At 64.8% G+C, this 20,469-nt stretch carries 23 protein-coding genes; 14 read left to right on the top strand and 9 right to left on the bottom strand.

What is annotated here, in order from left to right; all coding sequences use genetic code 11:
• Positions 1-10 precede the first annotated feature (10 nt).
• From WJW29_RS16710 to WJW29_RS16670, 9 genes are read right to left on the bottom strand one after another with little or no spacing between them, the layout of a single operon-like run.
• The gene (locus WJW29_RS16710; protein WP_011259554.1) at positions 11-862 is read right to left on the bottom strand and encodes a Wzz/FepE/Etk N-terminal domain-containing protein; all 852 of its coding nucleotides are present in this window, start codon (positions 860-862) and stop codon (positions 11-13) included.
• 45 nt (positions 863-907) lie between these two features.
• A complete protein-coding gene (locus WJW29_RS16705) occupies positions 908-2,041 on the bottom strand; it encodes a hypothetical protein (protein ID WP_041182463.1) in 1,134 nt (377 codons plus the stop codon).
• On the bottom strand, positions 2,038-2,988 hold the full coding sequence (locus WJW29_RS16700; RefSeq protein ID WP_011259555.1) for a glycosyltransferase: 951 nt from the start codon (positions 2,986-2,988) through the stop codon (positions 2,038-2,040). The genes WJW29_RS16705 and WJW29_RS16700 overlap by 4 nt, the downstream gene beginning before the upstream one ends.
• Positions 2,985-4,238, bottom strand: a complete 1,254-nt coding sequence (locus tag WJW29_RS16695) for an O-antigen translocase (protein WP_011259556.1) — start codon at positions 4,236-4,238, stop codon at positions 2,985-2,987. The genes WJW29_RS16700 and WJW29_RS16695 overlap by 4 nt, the downstream gene beginning before the upstream one ends.
• Complete coding sequence (locus WJW29_RS16690; protein WP_011259557.1) at positions 4,235-5,359, bottom strand: DegT/DnrJ/EryC1/StrS family aminotransferase; 1,125 nt, start codon at positions 5,357-5,359, stop codon at positions 4,235-4,237. The genes WJW29_RS16695 and WJW29_RS16690 overlap by 4 nt, the downstream gene beginning before the upstream one ends.
• A complete protein-coding gene (locus WJW29_RS16685; protein ID WP_011408912.1) occupies positions 5,347-6,279 on the bottom strand; it encodes a GNAT family N-acetyltransferase in 933 nt (310 codons plus the stop codon). The genes WJW29_RS16690 and WJW29_RS16685 overlap by 13 nt, the downstream gene beginning before the upstream one ends.
• Positions 6,266-7,219, bottom strand: a complete 954-nt coding sequence (locus WJW29_RS16680; protein ID WP_011408913.1) for a hypothetical protein — start codon at positions 7,217-7,219, stop codon at positions 6,266-6,268. Before WJW29_RS16680 ends, WJW29_RS16685 begins: the two co-directional genes overlap by 14 nt.
• 3 nt (positions 7,220-7,222) lie before the next feature.
• Positions 7,223-7,894, bottom strand: coding sequence for an acetyltransferase (locus WJW29_RS16675; RefSeq protein WP_011408914.1), 672 nt, complete (start codon positions 7,892-7,894; stop codon positions 7,223-7,225).
• The gene (locus WJW29_RS16670) at positions 7,891-8,322 is read right to left on the bottom strand and encodes an FdtA/QdtA family cupin domain-containing protein (protein ID WP_011259561.1); all 432 of its coding nucleotides are present in this window, start codon (positions 8,320-8,322) and stop codon (positions 7,891-7,893) included. Before WJW29_RS16670 ends, WJW29_RS16675 begins: the two co-directional genes overlap by 4 nt.
• A gap of 304 nt (positions 8,323-8,626) precedes the next feature.
• On the opposite strand from WJW29_RS16670, the gene WJW29_RS16665 reads away from it, so the two are divergent.
• The 14 genes from WJW29_RS16665 to WJW29_RS16600 all read left to right on the top strand — a co-directional run bounded on the left by WJW29_RS16665 (position 8,627) and on the right by WJW29_RS16600 (position 20,165).
• Positions 8,627-9,247, top strand: a complete 621-nt coding sequence (locus WJW29_RS16665) for a cytochrome b/b6 domain-containing protein (RefSeq protein ID WP_011408916.1) — start codon at positions 8,627-8,629, stop codon at positions 9,245-9,247.
• An 83-nt stretch (positions 9,248-9,330) separates the two neighbouring features.
• Entirely contained in the window at positions 9,331-10,671 is a 1,341-nt protein-coding gene (locus WJW29_RS16660) for a hypothetical protein (protein WP_012444527.1), read from the top strand.
• Between the two features lie 25 nt (positions 10,672-10,696).
• Complete coding sequence (locus WJW29_RS16655; protein WP_011408918.1) at positions 10,697-11,089, top strand: c-type cytochrome; 393 nt, start codon at positions 10,697-10,699, stop codon at positions 11,087-11,089.
• A 442-nt stretch (positions 11,090-11,531) separates the two neighbouring features.
• The gene (locus WJW29_RS16650; protein ID WP_041182181.1) at positions 11,532-12,320 is read left to right on the top strand and encodes a hypothetical protein; all 789 of its coding nucleotides are present in this window, start codon (positions 11,532-11,534) and stop codon (positions 12,318-12,320) included.
• A 51-nt stretch (positions 12,321-12,371) separates the two neighbouring features.
• The gene (locus WJW29_RS16645; protein WP_011259566.1) at positions 12,372-12,965 is read left to right on the top strand and encodes a sigma-70 family RNA polymerase sigma factor; all 594 of its coding nucleotides are present in this window, start codon (positions 12,372-12,374) and stop codon (positions 12,963-12,965) included.
• Complete coding sequence (locus tag WJW29_RS16640; RefSeq protein WP_012444524.1) at positions 12,962-13,618, top strand: zf-HC2 domain-containing protein; 657 nt, start codon at positions 12,962-12,964, stop codon at positions 13,616-13,618. The genes WJW29_RS16645 and WJW29_RS16640 overlap by 4 nt, the downstream gene beginning before the upstream one ends.
• Positions 13,615-14,940 (top strand): S8 family serine peptidase, encoded by a 1,326-nt coding sequence (locus WJW29_RS16635; RefSeq protein ID WP_011259567.1) that lies wholly within the window; start codon positions 13,615-13,617, stop codon positions 14,938-14,940. The genes WJW29_RS16640 and WJW29_RS16635 overlap by 4 nt, the downstream gene beginning before the upstream one ends.
• A 10-nt stretch (positions 14,941-14,950) precedes the next feature.
• The gene (ccmC, locus tag WJW29_RS16630) at positions 14,951-15,709 is read left to right on the top strand and encodes a heme ABC transporter permease CcmC (RefSeq protein ID WP_011259568.1); all 759 of its coding nucleotides are present in this window, start codon (positions 14,951-14,953) and stop codon (positions 15,707-15,709) included.
• Positions 15,706-15,912 carry a heme exporter protein CcmD gene (gene ccmD / locus WJW29_RS16625; RefSeq protein WP_041182182.1) on the top strand — a complete coding sequence of 69 codons (207 nt, stop codon included), beginning with the start codon at positions 15,706-15,708 and terminating at the stop codon, positions 15,910-15,912. The genes ccmC and ccmD overlap by 4 nt, the downstream gene beginning before the upstream one ends.
• Positions 15,909-16,379 carry a cytochrome c maturation protein CcmE gene (ccmE, locus tag WJW29_RS16620; protein ID WP_011259569.1) on the top strand — a complete coding sequence of 157 codons (471 nt, stop codon included), beginning with the start codon at positions 15,909-15,911 and terminating at the stop codon, positions 16,377-16,379. Before ccmD ends, ccmE begins: the two co-directional genes overlap by 4 nt.
• A 63-nt stretch (positions 16,380-16,442) precedes the next feature.
• On the top strand, positions 16,443-18,431 hold the full coding sequence (locus WJW29_RS16615; protein ID WP_011259570.1) for a heme lyase CcmF/NrfE family subunit: 1,989 nt from the start codon (positions 16,443-16,445) through the stop codon (positions 18,429-18,431).
• Positions 18,428-18,970: a DsbE family thiol:disulfide interchange protein gene (locus WJW29_RS16610; protein ID WP_011259571.1), complete on the top strand. Its 543-nt coding sequence runs from the start codon at positions 18,428-18,430 to the stop codon at positions 18,968-18,970. The genes WJW29_RS16615 and WJW29_RS16610 overlap by 4 nt, the downstream gene beginning before the upstream one ends.
• Positions 18,970-19,461 carry a cytochrome c-type biogenesis protein gene (locus tag WJW29_RS16605; protein ID WP_011259572.1) on the top strand — a complete coding sequence of 164 codons (492 nt, stop codon included), beginning with the start codon at positions 18,970-18,972 and terminating at the stop codon, positions 19,459-19,461. Before WJW29_RS16610 ends, WJW29_RS16605 begins: the two co-directional genes overlap by 1 nt.
• Positions 19,455-20,165, top strand: coding sequence for a hypothetical protein (locus tag WJW29_RS16600; protein WP_011259573.1), 711 nt, complete (start codon positions 19,455-19,457; stop codon positions 20,163-20,165). Before WJW29_RS16605 ends, WJW29_RS16600 begins: the two co-directional genes overlap by 7 nt.
• Positions 20,166-20,469 lie beyond the last annotated feature (304 nt).

Below are 20,469 nucleotides of genomic sequence, written 5' to 3'. Positions count from 1 at the left end.
ACCACTGCCGTCACGCACCAGCGCGTACAGCAGCTTGCGTACGACGACGCACCGCATTGCGCAACACCGCGGCCAGCACGCCCAAGCCTGCCCCCGCCAGCAGGCCGGCGGCCCAGGCGGTGATCGCATTCGGATACGCCTGGCGGTCCGGCACGTACAACGGCCACGCCAGCGATGTCTGGTAGGTATAACGCACGGTCAGGCGTGCGACCAGATCATCGCGCTCACTTTTCAACGCGCGGATGGTGGTGTTGCTGTCGGTCAACAGCACACCGGCCAGCACCTGCGCAGGCGTGGCAGCGGAACGACCCTGCCCGGCTTGCAACTGCTTCTGCAACTGCGCGCGGGTGGCGGTGGCCGCGCGCAGATCGTCGCTCAAACCTTGCAGGCGGGCACGCGCGAGATCGAGCGCAACCGTATTTGTGTCGCCATGCAGCATCCGCAGTTGGGTGACCGTGGCCATGGCCAAGGCGCGCGCCCGCCGTGCCGACTCGGCGCGGATGGTGACACCGATCAGGTTGGCGTATGGGTCCGGGTCCGGCTTCAGGCTGCCGCGATACAACTGCGCAGCCCGGCTATTGAGCGGCACCCGCGCCTGGCGCAACACCGCATCCTGGAACAGCCGCGTTTTCATCCGGTCGATCACGCGCTGGAACGGCTCAACCTTGGGGTCGCGGCCAGCAGGTGTGGGGCCGATCTCGCCAACCTGAATCCACGCGGTCGCTTCCCATTGGGGCTTGGCCAGCTCGGTGAATGCGAACGTCAGGCCCAGCACCAGCACCAGCGCAGCCACTGCCCAGCGCCATTCCCGGCGCAGGATCCGCCACAGGTCGATCAGATAGATTTCGTCGTGTTGATTCATAGGGTGCGGCTCTGCAAAGGGGGCGGTGAATGGAGTGCTGCACGCTTACGCGGCGGACGGATGTGCGGACAGGCGGTTGGGCAGCAGCACCGTGCAGGCATGCAGCACCAGGCACAGCGCGATAAAGCCGACGTTGGTCCAGGTGAACGCCTGTGGCGCGAATGGCGACATCAGGCAGGCGTAGGCGATACGCAGAAAGATCAGCACATGGAAGATCGACAGCGAGCCATTGAGCCGGCGCACGCTCCACACCAGCCCGGCATACAAGGCCAGCAACGCCAGCAACGCTCCGGGAGCGCCCCACGCCATCAAAAACGGAAAGAATTCGGTACCCACATTGATGTTGGGCGCATCCAGCGGAATCCCGGTGCCGGCTGTCGCAATCGAGCCGCTGAACGGCACCAACTGATTAACCAGGAAACTGGCATTGACGTAACCCTTGGCCAATATCGCGCCGAAGTTGTACGGCCCGGCGCTGATGTAGAGCAGCAGCCATTGCACGCCCTGCGGCATGGCGCGATAGAACGCACTGAACGGCAATGCCACCGTCGCCAGGGAACCGGATCGCAACGCGCCAAGGATGGAGAACACCCCGGCACCGGCACACACCAACAGACCGAGGGTCTTCCACGGCAAGCGGCGCGCCGGGTCGCGGCGCAACAACGTCACCAGCACGAACGAAAACAGGCCGGCGAAGATGCGGTTACGGTCGATCACCACGATGGGGAACACAAAGCCCAATGTCACCATCGCCGCACGCAGCCCGCGATGGCGCACGCACAGCAGGGCGATCGGTGGCAGGATCCAGCACATATTGGAGATATGCCGCACATGCGCACGCAAGGGGCTCAAGGTGGCGTACGACGCTGGATCGCTGAACAAGGGAATCGGAAACAGCACCACATCGGCGATGCAGAACATCGTCACCGCCGCGGCCAGTGCCATCGCCAGAAATGCATCGCGGGTACCGGCGTAACGGTAGTGGCGAAAGCGCTCGACCGACGGCACCCATGTACGCACTACCGCATCGAGCGCGCAGGTGGCCGCTGCCGCAAGCGCCAGCAGCACGATGCCTTCCAGGTAGCCGTCGGGTAGCGCATAGGTCAGCCACGTCACCGCACAGCTGAGCAGCATCGGCAATGCCAGATAGGTCGCCGGACGACGCAACAGCGCGCTCATGCAGGCTCCGCCGCGCACGCGGCGCGCCTTGGCCGCCATCGCGCAGGCAGCGATAACCACGCATAGGCAAGCAAATGCGCGGCTACCTGATGCGGCCGGCGCCGTAGAAACGCCACCTTGGCTGCGATGTAGTGCGCCTGCGCACGCAGCAGCGTGCGATCAGGTTCGTCGAACAATGGCGCGCAACGCAGCGCCACCTGCCGCGACTCGCGCAAGTTGGCGATGCGTGCCGGCACATGCACGGTCTTGCTGAGGTTCTTGCCATGCAGGCGATACGCGCACACCGGCAGATCGACAAAGCCCAGCGCATCGCGTGCGGCCAGGCGCAGAAAGAAATCCCAGTCTTCGATGCGCAGCGACTCGTCCCAGCCGGTGCATGCATCGAATGCGCTACGCCGTAGCAGCGCCACTGCACCGCTGACCGCCCAGTGCCTTATCACCGCGCGGCGGATGCCGGACTCGGCGCCATACAGATCCGTATCCACCCCGTGCAGATCGCGCATGGCGCTGCCATGCAGCAGTTGCCCATGCGCATCGACCACCCATGCATCGCCAATCACCGCGAGTTTTTGCGGATGCGCACCTAGGTAACGCACCTGCGCATCCAGCCCGCCTGGCAGCAGGTAATCGTCGCTTGCGCCAAGCCGCAGGTACTCTCCCCGCGCACGTAAGGCCAGTTCGTTGAGCGTGGCGGCCACACCACGATTTTCGCGTTGCACGAAGTGCACCGGTAGCCGATGCCCATGGTCGCTGATCCACTGGCTGATCCTTTCGCCGGTGGCATCGCTGGAGCCGTCGTCGATGATGACGATCTCCTTGCATGGATACGGATCCTCCAGGACGCTGTCCAGGCAACGCTGCACGAAACGCTCATGGTTGAACGCAGGAATCAGCACCGACACCCGCGGCCAGCGTGCACGTGCCGATGCGGGCGTTTGATCGTTCATGCCGTGCGCCTCAGATAGCGCCGCACCACAACGATGTTGAACAGCAGATACAGCACGTAGTTGGCTGCGAAGGCGTACATCGCACCGATCAAGCCGAACTGCGCAGTGAACAGGTACACCAGCGCCAGATAGCTCGCCGCGAAGATGCATTCGGAGATCACCAATAGCCGCGTCATCGCCTTGGCCAGCATCACGTACGACAGCACGAACGCGGCGATTTTGACCACGTCGCCCAGCAGCTGCGGGCCGTACAGCGGCGCTGCCGCTGCAAATTGCGCATCGAACAGCAGCAAGGTCACCCAATCGCGGCAGACATAGACGCCCAGCGCCATCACGATCACCGCCGGCATGACATAGCGATATGCGCCACGCAGTTCCTGGCCCAAGGCGACAGCGCCGCGCAGCGAGGCCAACTTGGGTAAGTAATACACATTGATGGCGGTGGTGAAGAACAGCAGATAGGCATCCGAGACCCGGCTCACCGCCTGCCAGTAACCGACTTGCTCCCAGCCGAATTGCAGCGCCAGATGATCACGCACCAGGATGGCCACCAGCTGCGGCACCAGCGTGGAGGTGAGCGTCATCACCGAAAAAGCAGCCAGCTGACGGGTCATCTCCGCATCGAAGCGCATCCGCCACATCGCCGGCTGAAAATAGGAGCTACGCCGCAGCGCCGGGACGGCCGCCAGCAGCCACAGCACCTGGCTCAGGACCAGCGCCAGCAAGGCCCCATGCAACTGCGCCCGGCCGGAGAGCCACGCCACCAGTGCAACGCTCAGCACGGCGCCAGACACTTGCACGAAGGCGAGCCGCCGCACATCCATGAAGCCGTTGATCACCGCCAGCATGTAGTTGAGCAACGCGATACCCAGCTGCGCGATCGCCAGTACACACATCAGCGGGCGGTAGCTCGCATCGCCCAGCAGGCGCTCAGCAATGGCTCCACTGAACGCCATCGCCAGCAGTGCCATCGCGCAGGCTGCGCAGAACGCATACCAGAGCGCCGCACTCAGCAAGCGCGCCAACGCGGGTGCGTCGTCGCGGTACTGCGCCACATACTTGACGATGCCGGCACTGATGCCACCACCGGCCAGTACCGCCAACACCGACATCAGGTTGAGAAACTGGCCAAGCCGGCCCACGCCTTGCGGCCCGGCATAGACGGCGACCAGCTTGACCACGACCAATGCCGCCAGCAGCTTCGCCAGCGTTGCAACGCCGGTGTAGGCGCTGCTGCGCACGACATTCATGCGCCGCTGCCGAACGACTGGCAGGCGGCGATCACCTGCGCAACCGCTGCATCATCGAGCGCCGGCCCCATCGGCAGGCTCAGTACCTCCTGATGCAAGCGATCGCTCAGCGGCAGGCACGCCTGGCCCAAGGTGGCGTACGCCGGCTGTCGGTGCGGTGGCACAGGGTAATGAATCTGCGTATGGATGCCCTGTTGCAACAGATGTTGCTGCAATGCATCACGTTGTGGGCTGCGCACCACGAACAGATGCCAGACGTGTTGCTGCTCGGCCACCAACGTGGGCAGCACGATCAATGGGTGGTCGATGGCTTGCAGATAGCGCTGCGCCACCGCTCGCCGCAACGCGATCTCTTCTTCGAGATAGCCCAGCTTGACGCGCAGAAATGCAGCCTGCATTTCATCCAGACGCGAATTCACGCCCTTGCAGAGGTGGTGATACTTCACTTCCGAGCCATAGTTACGCAGCGCGCGAATCCGCTCGGCCAGGCCGGCATCCGAGGTCGTGACCGCGCCACCATCGCCCAGCGCGCCGAGGTTCTTGGTCGGGAAAAAACTAAATGCCGCTGCATCGCCGAAAGCGCCGGCGCGTCGCCCCTGCGCACTGGCGCCGTGCGCTTGCGCGGCATCTTCGATCAGCAGCAGGCCGTAGCGGTGGGCCAGTGTCTGCAGGGCCTGCATATCGGCCAGCTGCCCATACAGGTGCACCGCCATGATGGCGCGCGTGCGTGGCCCGATGGCCTTCTCCACCCTGACCGGGTCCAGGTTGAAGGTGAGCGGGTCCGGCTCCACCGGCACCAGCACCAGATGGTTCTGGCTGATCGCCAGAAACGTCGCGATGAAGGTATTGGCCGGCACGATGATCTCGTCGCCTTCGCGCAAGACGCCCAACTCGCGGTAGCCGCGCAGAATCAACGCCAACGCATCCAGTCCATTGCCCACGCCCACTGCATGCGTGGTACCACAATAACCGGCGAATTCGTCTTCGAACGCGGCGAGCTCTTGGCCGAGCACATACCAGCCGGAATCGATCACCCGCGCCGCAGCGGCTTTGAGTTCATCCGCATAGCGCGCATTGACGGCGCGCACATCCAGGAAAGGCACATCCATTACAACATCCATCGATAGAAATCCTGCACCACGGCGCGCGCACCGAAGCGTTCCTTTTGTTCCACCAGACCTTCGTTCAGCACCTGTCCGCCCTGCTCGGTCGAGATGCCGAAGCTGAAGTAGTCGCGCTGCGCATACACATCGGTAATCAGGTCGGCCAGCAGCAGACTCAGCGCATCCAGCTGGCGACCTTGCTCGGACACCGCCAGATATTGGGTGTGCACGCTGCGCCCGAAATCGAACACCAACGCCGCTGCCACCAATTGCCCATCAGCGCGCGCTTCATGCAACACAATCTGCTGCGCAAAACGGCCTTGCAGCAGTTGCAGCTCATCCAGCCGATGCGTCGGCGCTACACCATGCCGCTGCAACACCTGGGTCAGCAGGGCATGAAACCCGTCGAGCTGGGTTCCGCGCTGGATCTGTATCCCGGCCTTGCGCGCCCTGGCGATGGAACGCCGCCGCTCGGCACTGAAGGCAAGCGGCCCGCGTAACGCAATCGCCGACGACAGATCGCGCCGATAAAGCGGCGCGCCCACCCGATGCAGCGCGTATAACTCTTCTTCGGCCGGATACGCATGAAAGATATGCGGCACCGGCTTATAAACAAGCTCGCGCACGCCAAGCGCACGGTAGTGCGTGGCAATCTGTTCGAACACCTGCAAAGTCGCACCGGCACGCAGCGCCATCGACGACAACAGCCCGGCATACGTCAGCCCGGCATGGCTGCTGACGCAATCGCCCTGGAGATTGGCCGGGAACACCGCCACCACCTCGCCCCCACGTTCGACGAGCAAGGACGCATCCACAAAACGCGCTGCGTGATAGTCCATGTAGCCGCGCCGATGCAGCAAATTGCCATTGCGCGAGGACGCCACCAGCGCGTCCCACGCGGGCGCATCGCCTGGCGCGTATGGCCTAACCGAAAGCATGGCAGCCCTGCAACTCCACCGGCAACGCCGCGTCGGCCAAGCCAAAGCCGGCATGCCCCATCGCATTGCCGTTGTAAAACATCAATACGCGCTCGCCGTGTTGAATCAGGGCCGGGTAGCACAGTGTCTGCGCATCCCAGCCGTCATCGGATAGCGCAAGCCCTAACTGGCTATCGTCGCGCTCCCAACGCACGCCATCGTCGCTGAAGGCGATGCCGGGGACGTAGCCGCCATGAATGTCGCCACGGGTGAAATACATCAAATAGCACTTACCGAGCCGGTACACACGCGGACGCCCAATGCGGTACTCGTTGCCCTGCGGACGCAGACACATCGCATCATGGATGGGGATGCAACGCAGGTCGTCGGTCTGTGCGTAGCGGATGTGGTACCGCGGATACGGCTGGCCACCGATCGTTTCCCAGTCGTCGCCCACCGCGTACCACAGCCGCCAGTGGCCGTCTTCGTAGCGCGCCGAATGCACCGCGGCAATCGTGCTGCGCCCAGGCGCGCGATCCAGCAATGGCGTTTCCTGCCGACGCTGAAAGCTCTCTCCACGGTCGCTGGACACCGCCAGACCAGTGAAGGCGAGAAACTTGGCCTTGGCCACGCACTGGAAACCCACATAGAACATGTACAGCCCGTCCGGCCCGGCCACCACGTCGCCCAGAATCATGCCGTTATCGTCGAAGCATCCATCGCGGCCGATGTCGAGCACCGGCTGCCTGCTGACGCCAACGATCTGCGTCGGTGCATCGGCGCGTACATCCACATAACCAATCCGGCTCACGCCCTGCGCATCGCGAAAGCCGGCATACACCCGCAGCACCTGCGCAGAGAGCCGGTGCGGGGTGGGCGTCAGTGCGGCGTGATGCATCCAGCCGCCAACCCCATCACGTGCGACGTCGAACACCAGCCCGCGCTTGTTCCAGGCAAACACGGGTCAGAGCTCCACGTCGAAGCTGGATCTACCCGCCACCGCGCGCGCCGGCGAGCCAACGTAGACGCGCTCGGCTTCGGTATGTCGGGTCACCAGCGCGCCAGCACCGATGATATTGTTTGCGGCAATGTGCACCTTGTCGCTGAGCGTGGCGTTGACGCCGATAAAGCTGCCCTGCCCGATCTCGCAATAGCCGGAAATCACCGCATGCGAGGCGATGAACACATGGTCCCGCACCGCCGTGCGGTGACCGATATGGTTGCCGCTCCACAAGACGCAGTTGTCGCCAATACGGGTAAATGGCTGGATGACATTGCCTTCGAAGATGAAACAGTTGGCACCGATCTGCGCGTTATGCCAGACGAACGCGCGCGAGCTCACATAAGTGGCGCAGCGATAGCCCCGTTGCACCACATCCTGGAAAAAGCGTGTGCGCAGGCGATTGAGTCGGGTCGCCGGAATCGCAACGAAGACTTCGTATTGCTCCGGCGGGTAGCGTTGCTCCAGTTCTTCGTAGGCCACCACTGGCAGCTCGGCTAGCGTGTGCTGCAACAGAAAGTCGCGCTCCACGCTGAAGGCCACCACCGTGTAGTGGCTGTCATGCTGGAAGTATTCGCAGGCGATCTGTGCGAACTCGCCAGCGCCGATGATCACCAATTGTTTGGGCGCGCTCATGCTTCCAGCCTGCAAGCTTGCGGCTGCGTGCCACTGCGCACTTCGCTCACGAATTGGTCGTAATCCAGGATGTAATCGCCCGGATCGTAGAACTGGTCGGCCAGCACCATCAGCACGCAATCGGCACTGAAGCGGTACAGATCGCGCCAGACCATGCGGCCGAGCAGCAGGCCTTGCGAGGGGTCGTCCAGCACCACTTCGCTGGGGCCGTTGCCTTCGTCGAGCAGAATCGTCACCGAGCCGTGCAAGGCTACTGCAAATTGATTGAGCTGGCGGTGCGCGTGCTGGCCGCGATGCACGCCGTCGCGCGTGCCGAACAGGTAATACACGCGGCGGATCTCGAACGGGATATTGCGCTGCTGCTCCAACGAAATGAGCAGCCCGCGATCGTCACCGTGGGTGTGCAACTGGATGCATTCGATGGCCATGATCGGAGAGGCGTACCGCTGACTGCACGTAGTGCGACATGCCTGAGTGCGTCGGGTTGCGCGAAAGGTTGCGCGCGGTCGCGGCCCTTGCGAGGCGGTGTCCGCGCAAGCGCAATCGAACGTGTCGTATCGCCCCGAGATGCAAAACGTGCGAGCGATGTGCAGAGGCGACGCAACCTTTTTCCGACATCGCCGCACCCATCGGTGCACGTTCACCTGGCCGCCGTTCGGCCGGCGTGGGGAGCCAGGCCTGGCAGCACAGCGCGCTGCCGGAACCAACGACCACCACCGGAAGACAGATCAGATGCGTTCATCCCCCCAGGCGCCCGCCAGCGCTCCCGTCCACGGCAAAGACACGGTGCCACTGGTGGAACAGGCGCCCGCAGCCGCGCGTGTGCTGCCCTTACCCAAAGCGATGCGCGTGCTGCACTGGCTCACCGTGCTGTGCCTGATCATGGCGGCCACGCTGATCCTGCTGCGCGCCGAACTGGATGGCCGCGCATTGCGTCAGTGGCTGCTGGAAGGCCACCGCCACTTCGGCCTGCTGGTGCTGCTGCTGTTCGCACTGCGCATCGGGTTGCGCCTGCGTCTGCGCACGCTGCCGCCAGGCCCTCCCGCGTCGCTGCCGATGCGTCTGGCCGCTGGCGCCACGCATGTGGCGATGTACGGATTGATGCTTGCGCTGCCGCTGCTGGGCTGGTCGCTGAGCAGCGCCTACGGCAAGCAGGTGTATTTCTTCGGCATCCCCTTGCCCGGGCTGGTCGCGCCGGACGGCGACCTCGGCGACACCCTGGGCACATGGCACTTGAATGCCGCATGGGCGTTGCTGGCGCTGGTGCTGCTGCACATCGGCGCCGCGCTCTGGCATCACCTGGTGTTGCGCGACGGCCTACTGCGCCGCGTGTTGCCGGGCAAACGCGCATGAACCGCCGCCCCCCGCCGTCTGTCATTGGTTTCCTCGCCCGTTCCCGCACCGCTGCCTCCCGCACCGTCGAACAAGGACTTTCCATGCCCATGTCCCAGCCCACTGCGCGTCGCACTGCCGCGCGTACCGCCTCCCTGACCTCCTTGTTGTGCGTGTCCGGCCCATTGCTGCTGGCCAGTACGCAGGCGCAGGCGATTCCCTCGTTCGCACGCCAGACCGGCTCGTCCTGCGCGGATTGCCACGTCGGCTCCTACGGCCCCTCGCTCACGCCCTACGGCATGCGCTTCAAGCTCGGCGGTTTTACCGATACCGATGGCGACGGCACCAAGATTCCGGTGTCCGGTCAGCTCACCTGGTCGCGCAACAACCCTAACCGCGGCGACAGCACCTCGCGTCTGCGCGAAGCGGATCTGTATCTGGGCGGCCGCCTCAGCGACAACATCGGCGGCTATTCGAAGATCCGCTCCAACAACAGCGGCAATGCGACCTTCGATACGCGCCTGGACGATGTCGATCTGCGCTTCGTCAGCAAGCCGTTCCAGATGGCCGGCAAGGACACCATGATCGGCGTCAGCGTCAACAACAACCCGGGCATTTCCGACCCAGTGCACGTGTTGCCGAACGCCTCCACGCTGACGCCGGCCTCCAATGGCGGGGCGTCCACCATGCTCAGCTCCTCGGCACTGTCCAACCGCGTCATCGGCGCCAGCGTGTACGGTTTGTACGAGCGCAATTGGTATGGCGAAGTGGGCAGCTACAGCGCGCTGTCGCCGTCTGCGCAGGATCGTCTCGGCTGGCCGGTCAACGGCGACCCGGGCAAGCTCAGCGACACCGGCTATGCGCGTCTTGCGTATATGAAGGACATGAAGCGCCAGTTCTTCTCGGTCGGCCTGACCGCGCTCAATACGCGCCGCCAGCCGCTGCGTGTCGGGCCCAGCGACGACCTCACCGATTTCGGCTACGACCTGACCTACCAATTCCTCGGCACTCGTGAGCACGTGCTGTCGCTGGCCTACGTCAATATCTACGAGCGCCGCAAATACGGCAGCCCGCTGATGCCCACCGACCCGACCATGCCGGCGCTGGACCGCGGCAGCGTGCGCGATCAGACCATCAGCATGAACTACGCCTTCAAGCAGAGCTACGGCGTGCTGGCCGCGCACATGATCAACACCGGCTCGTTCGATGCGGCGCGCTATTCGCCGGTGGGCATCCCCGACACCACCAGCAATTTGATCCTGCTGTACTGGACCCCGTTCGGCAAGGAAGGCACCTACACCTCGATCGCCAACCTGCGCGTATCGGCTGGCTGGTTCCGTTTCGACAAGTTCAACGGCAGCACGTCCAACGTATTCCGCGGCCCACCGATCACCAATCCGCGCGACCTCGACAGCTTCACCCTGTCGGTCAACCTGGCCTTCTAATTCCCCCGCACCTGTACGGATCTACATGAACTCACCACGCAAGCTCCCCGTGTTGTGCGTCCCGCTGGCTGGTCTGTTGCTGGCAGGCGCACTGCCCGTGCCATCGGCACGCGCTGCCGACGGTGCCGGCACCTTCCTCACCGAATGCGGCGAATGCCATAGCGCCAAACAGGGCAAAAACAAGAAAGGCCCGTCCCTGTTCGGCGTGGCCGGCCGCCCTGCCGGCACCGTGGCTGATTTCAGCGGTTACTCCGACGCGCTCAAGAACAGCAAGTGGACCTGGACCCCGGCCCAGCTCAAGACCTACTTGTCGCACTCCTCGACCAAGGCCCTGCCAGGTACCAAGATGAAGTACGACGGCCTGGACGATCCGAAGGAGCTCGACGCGTTGATCACCTACCTCAACACCTTGAAGTAGGGGCGATCAGCGCGCGGGGCGCGTCGGCATCCGCCGGGCGGACGATGGTGGACGGAACCGCTGCGCACACGGCCTGCCTGCGGCTGCAGTCTTCGGTCTTCCGTCCACGGCGCCGGCAAGGCGGTCTTCGCTGGCACCGTGGCTGTGGCGGGTGCGCTTTTCCAGCTGCGGTGGCCTGTCCGTTGGCCGCCTGTCCGGTCCGGACCTGGGGACATCCTGCACAGGCCGGACAGGGTGGATGTGCGTTGCCGGACGTTGTGCCTTCGCGTATACGCACGGAATCGCCGCAGCCGTGGCGGTCTCGCCCACCGTCATAGGTCACCATCGCGCCCCCCGTTTCACGCCCAGTTCGCACGCCCTTGCAGACCGTTCCAGCTTCCAAGCCGCTCCCCCTGCAACCGCGACGCCATTGCGCCCGTGGGTGTTTCCCGTGGGCGCACTAATGGGTATTGACGTACGGCACGAACATTCCGAGATACCGCCAGTCGCGTCCGCTCAGCGGCACGAGCGCCTGCATCCGCGACGCAGGCACCCCCGGCTGCTTGGATGGCTGCTCCTCACGCTGGCATCTGGCTCCTGCGGCAGCACCCTGGCCAATGACTTCGGCGGTGCGGTGGCGGTGACCTCCAGCCTGATCGACCGCGGCATCTCCATCGCACCCAACAAGGTCACCGTACAGGCGGCCGGTTACTGGCTGCCCTCCCCTGGCTGGTCGGCCTCTACCTCGGTCGCGCTGCAGTCGACCGACTGGAGCGACCCGGTGGCAGTCACCGCCCAGGTCGGGCGCGCCTGGATGCTGGGCGACCGCTGGCAGATGCAGGCGAGCCTGCTCTACTACGGCTACCCGACCGACCGCTCCACCCGCACCTTCAACCGTCAGGAAGGCAGCCTGGCCTGGTCTTACCGCGACGTCGTGACGTTTGCGATATCCACCTTCAACTTCCCGCGCGCCGACCAGTCGCCGTGGAATGTCGCCTTAGACATCACCGGCAACGTCCCGCTGAGCGACGATGTCAGCCTGTCGCTCGGTGCCGGCTCGTCGCGCTTTCCGGCGATGGCCTACGGTGCGCCTCACTCCGGCCGCTATCAGTACGGTCAGCTGGGCCTGAAGTGGAGCCGCCTCGGATGGACGCTGAAAGCCGAGCGCATCCTGACCAGCGGCAATACCCCGCGCATGCAGGGCGGCCCCGGCGAAACACCGTGGCTGGGCACGGTCTCCAGAACCTTCTGATCCATACGCAACCTTTTGCCTACCGACGCGCACTGACGTGCGTTACCTGCCATGCCTGCCTTGATGAATGACACCGACACCCTGGGCGATGCCACCGACCGCATGCTGTTGCGCCGCATGGCTGCGGGCGATCGCGACGCATTGGCGAGCATGTACCAAAACTACCACAGCCGCCTGTGCCGGTTCCTGTCGCGGCTGACCCGCCGCCCGGACATCATCGAAGAGGCCATCAACGATTGCTTCTGGATCGCCTGGCAGAAAGCCGGCGACTTCCGCGGCGATTCGCAGGTGTCCACCTGGATCATGGGCATCGCCTACCGCTGCGGGCTCAAGTGCCTGCGCCAGCATGATGGCGAGGCCATCGACGACACCGCTGTGGTGGAAGACCACGCCCCCAGCGCCGACGACAACGACGACCGCGAACTGCGCGACTGGCTGGACAAGGGCATGGAACGATTGTCGCCGGAGCAGCGCCTGGTGATCGAGCTGGTCTACGGCGTCGGCCACAAGCTCGAAGAGGTGGCCGACATCATGCAGTGCCCGGTCGGCACCATCAAAGCCCGGCTGTTCCACGCCCGGGTCAAATTACGCAATGTGCTGCCCGGCCTGGCCGGCGGCGCCCCTTACACGGAGACCATGCAATGAAGACGTTTTTCATCGCGCCTGGCAAGGAATGCTCGCACGCCTGGGAATTGATGCCGGCGGTCCTGTTGGACAGTGCCACCGAGGAAGAAAACACCTGGCTGATTGCGCACGTGGCCAAATGCGCCTCGTGCGGCGCCGAATTCGCCCAGCAGAACCGCCTGCGTCAGGCATTGGCGTTGCCATCGGCAGTCAAGCTGGACCCAAACGCCGGGCTGCAGCGCCTGCTCGGCCGCCTGGATGCACCGGAGCACCACACCGCACCTGCGCGCACGCCGGCAGCGCACCGCTCCGGCAGCTGGACGGTGCGCGCCCTGGCTGCAGCAGCGCTGGTGCAAGCCATCGGGCTGGGCGTGATGGGCTTCAAGCTGGCCTCGCCCGCGCCGTCGCACGATTACCGCACGCTCAGCAGCGCCACGACGTTGCCGGTGCCGGAAGGCGCCATCCGTGTCTTACCCGACGCGAAGATGACCGTGGCCGACTGGGACCGGCTGCTGCATACGCAGCAGTTGCAGGTGGTCGGCGGCCCGAACGACCTGGGCGCCTACACCGTGGTGCCTGCTGCACTGCAACCGCCGGCCCAGCCGCAGCAAACCGTGCAGCAACTACGCGCCACCCCGGGCATCCGGCTGGCGGAAATCGTCTCGGCCCCATGAATCGTCTGTTCGCCATCGGTCTGATCGCCGCGCTCGCCGGCCTGGGCGCGCACGCCAACGCACACGCTGCCGCAGCGCTGCAGGAGCCGGTCGCCGATGGTGCCGGCCCCGCCATGCCGCCGGCCGATGCGCAGATGCCCGACAGCAGCCGCGACATCCTGCTGGCGGTGGCCAACCCGCTCGCCGCGCCGCCAGCCCGCGCCGGCTCCAGCCTGATCGGCTATGCGTCCAGCTATTACGGCGCCGGCCAGAAGGCGGCCGCGCACATGGACAGCATCAAGCAACGCTACAAATTGCGCGAAGTCTCGGCCTGGCCAATCACTTCGCTGGGTCTGTATTGCGCTGTGCTGCAACCGCCGCCGGGCGTGTCGCGCGATGAACTGGTCAGTGCACTCGCTGACGACGAAGGCGTGGAGCTGGTGCAACCGGTGCAGGATTTCTCGGTGTTCTCCGCCGACGCGTCGGAAAAGACCACCCCGCTGTCCAGCTACAACGACCCGTACGTTGACATGCAACGCGGCTTCATCGACACCGATGCCGCCAGCGCGCAGACCGTGACACAGGGGCGCGGGGTGGTGATCGCGGTCGTCGATACCGGCGTAGATACCAACCACCCGGATCTGAAAGCGCGCATCCGCGACGTGCACGATCTGGTCGATGACAAACCAGTCATGACCAGCACCGACTCGCACGGCACCGAAGTGGCCGGCATCATTGCCGCCGGCAGCAACAATCACCAAGGCATCGTCGGCATGGCCCCCAAGGCCATGTTGAGCGTCTACAAGGCGTGCTGGTACGCGCCCACCGTGGGCGCCACTGCACGCTGCAATACCTTCACCCTGGCCAAGGCGCTGGCGGCGATCAACAACAGCTCCGCGCGCGTGATCAATCTGAGCCTGGGCGGCCCGGCCGATCCGCTGTTGAGCAAGATGCTGGAGCAGCTGGTGCAACAGGGCCGCATCGTGGTGGCGGCAATGCCGCCGAACGAGCGTCTGGACGGGTTTCCCAACGACGTACCCGGCGTACTGGTGGTGCGCAGCAGCAGCGCAACGCCGGCCATGCCGGGCGTGCTCAGCGCGCCCGGCACGGACATCCTGACCACGCAGCCGAACGGCCGTTACGACTTTACCTCCGGCTCGTCGATGGCCACCGCGCATGTCAGCGGCATGGCCGCGCTGCTGTTGTCGCTGCAACCGTCGATGGATGCCAAGGCCTTGCGCGCGCTCATGCAGCGCACCAGCAAGGTCTCCGACGGGCAGTTGCAGGTCAACGCCGGCGCCGCAGTGCAGGCGTTGGCGCCTCACGCCAGACACTCCAACTGACGGCACCGGCATGGCCAAGTGGATTCCCTTGTGGCTGCACCAACTCAGTTCGCCGCCCACGTTCTATCGCCTCGCCGGCAACGTGCGCCCGTGGGCGCTGGGGCTAGCGTTGCTGCTCGGCGCAGTGGCCGCGTACGGCGGCCTGGTGCTGGCGCCGCCGGACTATCAGCAACACGATGCCTATCGCATCATTTTCATCCACGTGCCCAGTGCCTGGATGAGTCTTTTCATCTACGCGGCGATGGGCGTTTCGGCATTCATTGCGCTGGTGTGGCGGATCAAGCTGGCCGAAGTGGTGACCATGGCCTCGGCGCCGATCGGCGCGGCCTTTACCTTCATCACCCTGTGCACCGGCGCACTGTGGGGCAAGCCGATGTGGGGCACCTGGTGGACCTGGGATGCGCGGCTCACCTCGGAGTTGCTGCTGCTGTTTCTGTATCTGGGCGTGCTGGGTCTGTATCACGCCGTGGAAGACCGTCGTCAGGCGATGCGCGCAGCCGGGTTGCTGGCGCTGGTGGGCCTGGCCAATCTGCCGATCGTGCATTATTCGGTGGTGTGGTGGAACACACTGCACCAAGGGTCCACCGTGCGCCTGCTCGGCCCCTCCAAGATGAGCGCAGACATGCTGTGGCCACTGCTGACCATGATGCTGGCCACCAAGTGCTACTACGTCGCCAGCCTGTTCGGCCGCGTGCGTGTGGAATTGCTGGCTCTTGAAAGTGGCAAGGAGTGGGTCCGCCGCATCGTGTTGGCGGAGCGCACCGCATGAGCACCTTCCTGGCGATGGGCGGCTACGGCCACTACGTGTGGACCGCTTATGCATTATTCGTGCTTGTGCTGCTGGCCGATCTTGCAGCGCCCTGGCTGCGACGTCGCCGCTTGCCGCGCGCACTGCGCGGCAAGCTGCAGCGGCAGGCACCGCGGCCTGCACGCGATCAACCCGCCCCAGTGCTGGAGCGGGAGGCGCCATGAATGCCACGCGCAAACAACGTCTGTGCTTGGTGATCGGCGTCCTTGCCGCCGCCGCGCTGGCCGTGACGCTCATCGTGTTCGCGCTGCAGCGGAACATGAGCTATCTGTTTACCCCCAGCCAGGTACGCGCCGGCGCAGCGGCCGGCTATCAGCAGTTCCGGCTCGGCGGCATGGTCAAGGCCGGCTCGATCCAGCGCGCGGCCGATTCGCTGAAAGTCAGCTTCACCGTCATCGATAAGAACGCCGCCACCCCGGTGGAGTACACCGGCATTCTTCCGGACCTGTTCCGCGACAACCAATCGGTCATCGCCAACGGGCGCATGCAGGGCGGGCGCTTTGTCGCCAACGAAGTACTGGCCAAGCACGACGAAACCTACATGCCGAAGGAGTTGAAGGATGCGATGGCCGAGGGCCACCTCGGAAAACCGATCCCCGCCACCGCCGCACCGCTGACCACGCCGCGTTGATGCGCTTGTGGTTGGTGCCACGTCCATCGATGACTCCGTTCCGTTTCACCTTGCGATTCGCCCATGACGCCTGAACTCGGCCAGATCGCCTTGATCCTGGCGCTATTGTTATCGCTTGCCCAGAGCGTGTTGCCGTTGATCGGTGCGTGGCGTGGCAACACCGCGTTGATGGACATCGCGCGGCCTGCGGCGGTGGGCCAGGCGGTGTTCGTGTGGATCGCGTTCGGCTTGCTTGCCTGGTCGCTGTTGTCGCTGGATTTTTCGGTGGGCTACGTCGCCGCCAACGCCAACATCGCCCTGCCCTGGTACTACCGCTTCGCCGCGGTGTGGGGCGCGCACGAAGGCTCGTTGCTGTTGTGGATCGCCATCCTGGCCACCTGGACGGTGCTGTTGGCCGCCTTCAGCCGACATCTGCCGCAGCACTTCGCCGCCCGCGTGCTGGCGGTGCTGGGACTGATCTCGGTGGGCTTTCTGGCTTTCATCCTGCTGACCTCCAATCCATTCGCGCGGCTGTCGCCGATTCCGCTGGATGGCAACGAACTCAATCCGGTGCTGCAGGATCCGGGCATGACCTTCCACCCGCCGGTGCTGTACACCGGCTATGTCGGCTTCTCGGTGGCGTTCGCATTTGCGGTCGCGGCATTGCTCGGCGGCGAACTGGAACAGGCCTGGGTACGCTGGGCGCGACCGTGGACCAATGTCGCCTGGGCCTGTCTCACCGCCGGCATCGTCGCCGGTAGCTGGTGGGCCTATGCGGAACTGGGCTGGGGCGGCTGGTGGTTCTGGGACCCGGTGGAAAACGCCAGTTTCATGCCATGGCTGGTCGGTACCGCATTGATCCACACCCAGGCAGTGACCGAAAAACGCGGCAGCCTGCGCGCATGGACCATCCTGCTGTCGATCCTGGCGTTCTCGCTGTCGTTGCTGGGCACCTTCCTGGTGCGCTCGGGCGTGCTGACCTCGGTGCATGCCTTCGCTGCCGATCCGCGTCGCGGCTTGTACATCCTCATTTTTCTGGTCGCGGTGGTCGGTGGTTCGTTGCTGTTGTATGCACTGCGCGCCCCCAAAATTGCCAGCGGCAAACCCTTCGCCGCCGCCTCGCGCGAAACCGGCATTCTCATCGGCAACCTGTTGCTTACCGTGGCCGCGGCCATGGTGCTGTTGGGCACCTTGTTCCCGCTGATCGCCGATGCCTTTGGCCTGGGTAAGGTGTCGGTAGGGCCGCCCTACTTCGGCCTGCTGTTTCCGCTGTTGATGTTGCCGGTGCTGCTGTTGCTGCCGTTCGGTCCGTACCTGCACTGGGGCAAAGCCGAGGCCGCACCGTTGCAGACACTCGGCACGCGCGCCGGCATCGCCGCGATTGCGTGCGCGCTGGTCGGCAGCGTGTTTGCCGATGGTCAGGCCAAGGCGATCGCCGGCATGGGCGTCGCCGCATGGGTGGCCGCGGGCACCGCGTTGTACGTGGTCAAACGCTGGCGCGAGATGCCGCACGGGCGACGCTTTCCCGCTGAAATGGCCGGCATGCTGATCGCGCACGCGGGCGTGGCGGTGTTCGTAGCCGGTGTGCTGGTGTCCGAAAGCCTGTCGGTAGAACGCGATGTGCGGCTATCGCCCGGCGCGAGCGCGCAGATTGCCGGCTACAACTTCCGCTTCGATGGCGTGCAGCTGATGGATGGGCCGAACTGGAAGGCCGAACAAGGCAGCGTGCAGGTCAGCCGCGACGGCCAGGTGGTCGCGCAATTGCATCCGCAAAAACGTCTGTACAGCAGCGAGCGGATCCAGACCGAATCGGCGATCGATCCCGGCATCACCCGCGACCTGTATGTCGCGCTCGGCGAGCCCTTGGACGACCAGCACATCGAAAACGACTGGACGCTGCGGCTGTACTACAAACCCTTCATTCGCTGGATCTGGGCCGGCGGCCTGCTGATGATGCTGGGTGGTCTCGTCAGTGCCTGCGCACGTCGCTTTCGTGCACCGGCGACTGTCACTACATCGGCCACATCTGCGGCGCATCCGGCTGTCGTCATCGCACAGGAATCGCTCCGGTGAATCGTCTGCTGCCCTTGCTGGGCTTCCTGTTGCTGGCGGCGCTGTTCGGCTTCGGCATCCTGTGGACGATGCAGCACAATCCGCGCGATGTGCCCTCGCCGTTAATCGGCAAGCCCGCACCGGCGTTCTCGTTGCCGCGGCTGGATCAGCACGAACAACGCGTGAGCCGCGATCAATTGCTGGGCAAGCCGTACGTGCTCAACGTGTTCGGCAGCTGGTGCGCCGAATGCGTGCACGAGCACCCGGTGTTGATGGCGCAGGCCAGCCGCCTCGGCGTGCCATTGATCGGCTACAACTACAAAGACGTGCCCGCCGATGCCACCGCCTGGCTCGCGCGACTCGGCAACCCGTATGCAGTGGTGATTGCCGATGAAGCCGGCCAGACCGCCATCGACTTCGGCGTGTACGGCGCCCCAGAGACATTCCTGATCGATGCGCAAGGCGTGATCCGCTACAAGCACATCGGCGTGCTGACGCCGGATGCCATCGACGACGAGTTGCTGCCGGCCATCGCCGCGCTGCCCAAGGGCACGCCATGATGGCGTCGGCGCGTCACGCACTGCTGTTGCATTGGCACTGGCGCACACAAGGCCGCCGTGTGCGTCTGTTGCTGGTGTTGCTGCTCGGCGTGCTACTTGCCCCCTCGCTGGCGGCGCAGGCCGTGGACCCACTACCGTTCAAAAACCGCAGCGACGAAGCGCGCTATCAGCGCTTGACCGCACAGTTGCGCTGCCTGGTGTGCCAAAACGAAAACCTCGCCGATTCCAACGCCAGCCTCGCGCGCGACCTGCGGCATCAGGTGTTCGCGCAGCTGCAGGCCGGCAAGAGCGATGCGCAGATCAAGCAATACATGGTCGAGCGCTATTCGGATTTCGTGCTGTACGACCCACCGGTCAAGCGCGGCACCTGGTTGCTGTGGTTCGGGCCGGCGCTGATGTTGGCTGGTGGTGCGGGCGTGGTGATCCACACCGTGCGCAAACGTGCGCGCATCGGGACACCGGTGGCGCCTCAGGCTGAGGAAGAGTGGTGATGATGGGTTTTTATGTCGCAAGCGCAGCGTTGGTGGCGTTGGCGTTGCTGCTGTTGTTGGTGCCGCTGCTGCCCCGGCCCACCGGTACTGGCAACGCGCGCTACAGCTTGCCGATCCTGCTGCTCCTCGGCCTGCCGCTGGCCACGGCCGGTTTATACCGGCTGGTGGGCGCGCCGGAGGCAATGGCCACGCACGTGTATGCAGCGCGGCCACCGCAAGCCGAAGCAGTGGCACCACCAGCGGCTGCTGCCGGGCAGGCACAGGCTGCGAGCACCGCTGACGACACGCAGGAACAAGCGCTGGAACGCTGGATGCAGCAGGCCAAAAGGGACGAGCACAACGATCGCCCCGCCGACGCGCGTGAGGCCTATGCGCAAGCGCTCAGGATCGCACCCGACATCAGCGCCGCCATTGTCGGCTGGGTGGCGGCAGATATGGCCACGCACAGCGACTTCGCCATCGATGCCGCGTCGCGCGCAAGATTGCAGCACGTGATCGCCCGCGAGCCGGACAATCAGCGCGGTTTGTGGTTACTGGGCATCAGCGATTTTCAGCAGCAAGACTTCGCCGCGGCCACCGCACATTGGCGCCATCTGCATGGCTTGCTGGAGACCGGCTCGCCAATGCAGAAAGCGGTGGCAGACAAGATCTCGGTGGCCGAATCGATGTCCAGTGCGCGGCAGTCCGAGCGTGGCGCGCGGTGACACAGGCGGCTCCTGCGCGGCTGGGCCTAATGTGAGATGGCTACCACGTTATGCCGATTGAACAGCGCGTGCATTAGGTCTGCGCCTCACCCTGGTCGTCGAGGGTTGCCAGGATCACCCGAAGTTGTGTACTGCCATGCGGCCTCGGAAGCTATGTAGGGACCACAGACCGCTAGTCTGGAGGCGACCATGTAAAGAGGTATGCCTGATGGATCCCATTCGTTCGCGCACGCCAAGTCCTGCCCGCGAGCTTCTGCCCGGACCCCAACCGGATAGGGTTCAGCCGACTGCAGATCGGGGGGGG

Source organism: Xanthomonas sp. JL1, from assembly GCF_038405005.1.
This window is presented reverse-complemented; position numbering and strand designations above follow the sequence as displayed.

Coding starts and splice junctions, on each gene's coding strand:
- WJW29_RS16710 (WP_011259554.1), bottom strand. CDS start 862: ATGAATCAACACGACGAAATCTATCTGATCGACCTGTGGCGGATCCTG.
- WJW29_RS16705 (WP_041182463.1), bottom strand. CDS start 2,041: ATGAGCGCGCTGTTGCGTCGTCCGGCGACCTATCTGGCATTGCCGATG.
- WJW29_RS16700 (WP_011259555.1), bottom strand. CDS start 2,988: ATGAACGATCAAACGCCCGCATCGGCACGTGCACGCTGGCCGCGGGTG.
- WJW29_RS16695 (WP_011259556.1), bottom strand. CDS start 4,238: ATGAATGTCGTGCGCAGCAGCGCCTACACCGGCGTTGCAACGCTGGCG.
- WJW29_RS16690 (WP_011259557.1), bottom strand. CDS start 5,359: ATGGATGTTGTAATGGATGTGCCTTTCCTGGATGTGCGCGCCGTCAAT.
- WJW29_RS16685 (WP_011408912.1), bottom strand. CDS start 6,279: ATGCTTTCGGTTAGGCCATACGCGCCAGGCGATGCGCCCGCGTGGGAC.
- WJW29_RS16675 (WP_011408914.1), bottom strand. CDS start 7,894: ATGAGCGCGCCCAAACAATTGGTGATCATCGGCGCTGGCGAGTTCGCA.
- WJW29_RS16670 (WP_011259561.1), bottom strand. CDS start 8,322: ATGGCCATCGAATGCATCCAGTTGCACACCCACGGTGACGATCGCGGG.
- WJW29_RS16665 (WP_011408916.1), top strand. CDS start 8,627: ATGCGTTCATCCCCCCAGGCGCCCGCCAGCGCTCCCGTCCACGGCAAA.
- WJW29_RS16660 (WP_012444527.1), top strand. CDS start 9,331: ATGCCCATGTCCCAGCCCACTGCGCGTCGCACTGCCGCGCGTACCGCC.
- WJW29_RS16655 (WP_011408918.1), top strand. CDS start 10,697: ATGAACTCACCACGCAAGCTCCCCGTGTTGTGCGTCCCGCTGGCTGGT.
- WJW29_RS16650 (WP_041182181.1), top strand. CDS start 11,532: ATGGGTATTGACGTACGGCACGAACATTCCGAGATACCGCCAGTCGCG.
- WJW29_RS16645 (WP_011259566.1), top strand. CDS start 12,372: ATGCCTGCCTTGATGAATGACACCGACACCCTGGGCGATGCCACCGAC.
- WJW29_RS16640 (WP_012444524.1), top strand. CDS start 12,962: ATGAAGACGTTTTTCATCGCGCCTGGCAAGGAATGCTCGCACGCCTGG.
- WJW29_RS16635 (WP_011259567.1), top strand. CDS start 13,615: ATGAATCGTCTGTTCGCCATCGGTCTGATCGCCGCGCTCGCCGGCCTG.
- ccmC (WP_011259568.1), top strand. CDS start 14,951: ATGGCCAAGTGGATTCCCTTGTGGCTGCACCAACTCAGTTCGCCGCCC.
- ccmD (WP_041182182.1), top strand. CDS start 15,706: ATGAGCACCTTCCTGGCGATGGGCGGCTACGGCCACTACGTGTGGACC.
- ccmE (WP_011259569.1), top strand. CDS start 15,909: ATGAATGCCACGCGCAAACAACGTCTGTGCTTGGTGATCGGCGTCCTT.
- WJW29_RS16615 (WP_011259570.1), top strand. CDS start 16,443: ATGACGCCTGAACTCGGCCAGATCGCCTTGATCCTGGCGCTATTGTTA.
- WJW29_RS16605 (WP_011259572.1), top strand. CDS start 18,970: ATGGCGTCGGCGCGTCACGCACTGCTGTTGCATTGGCACTGGCGCACA.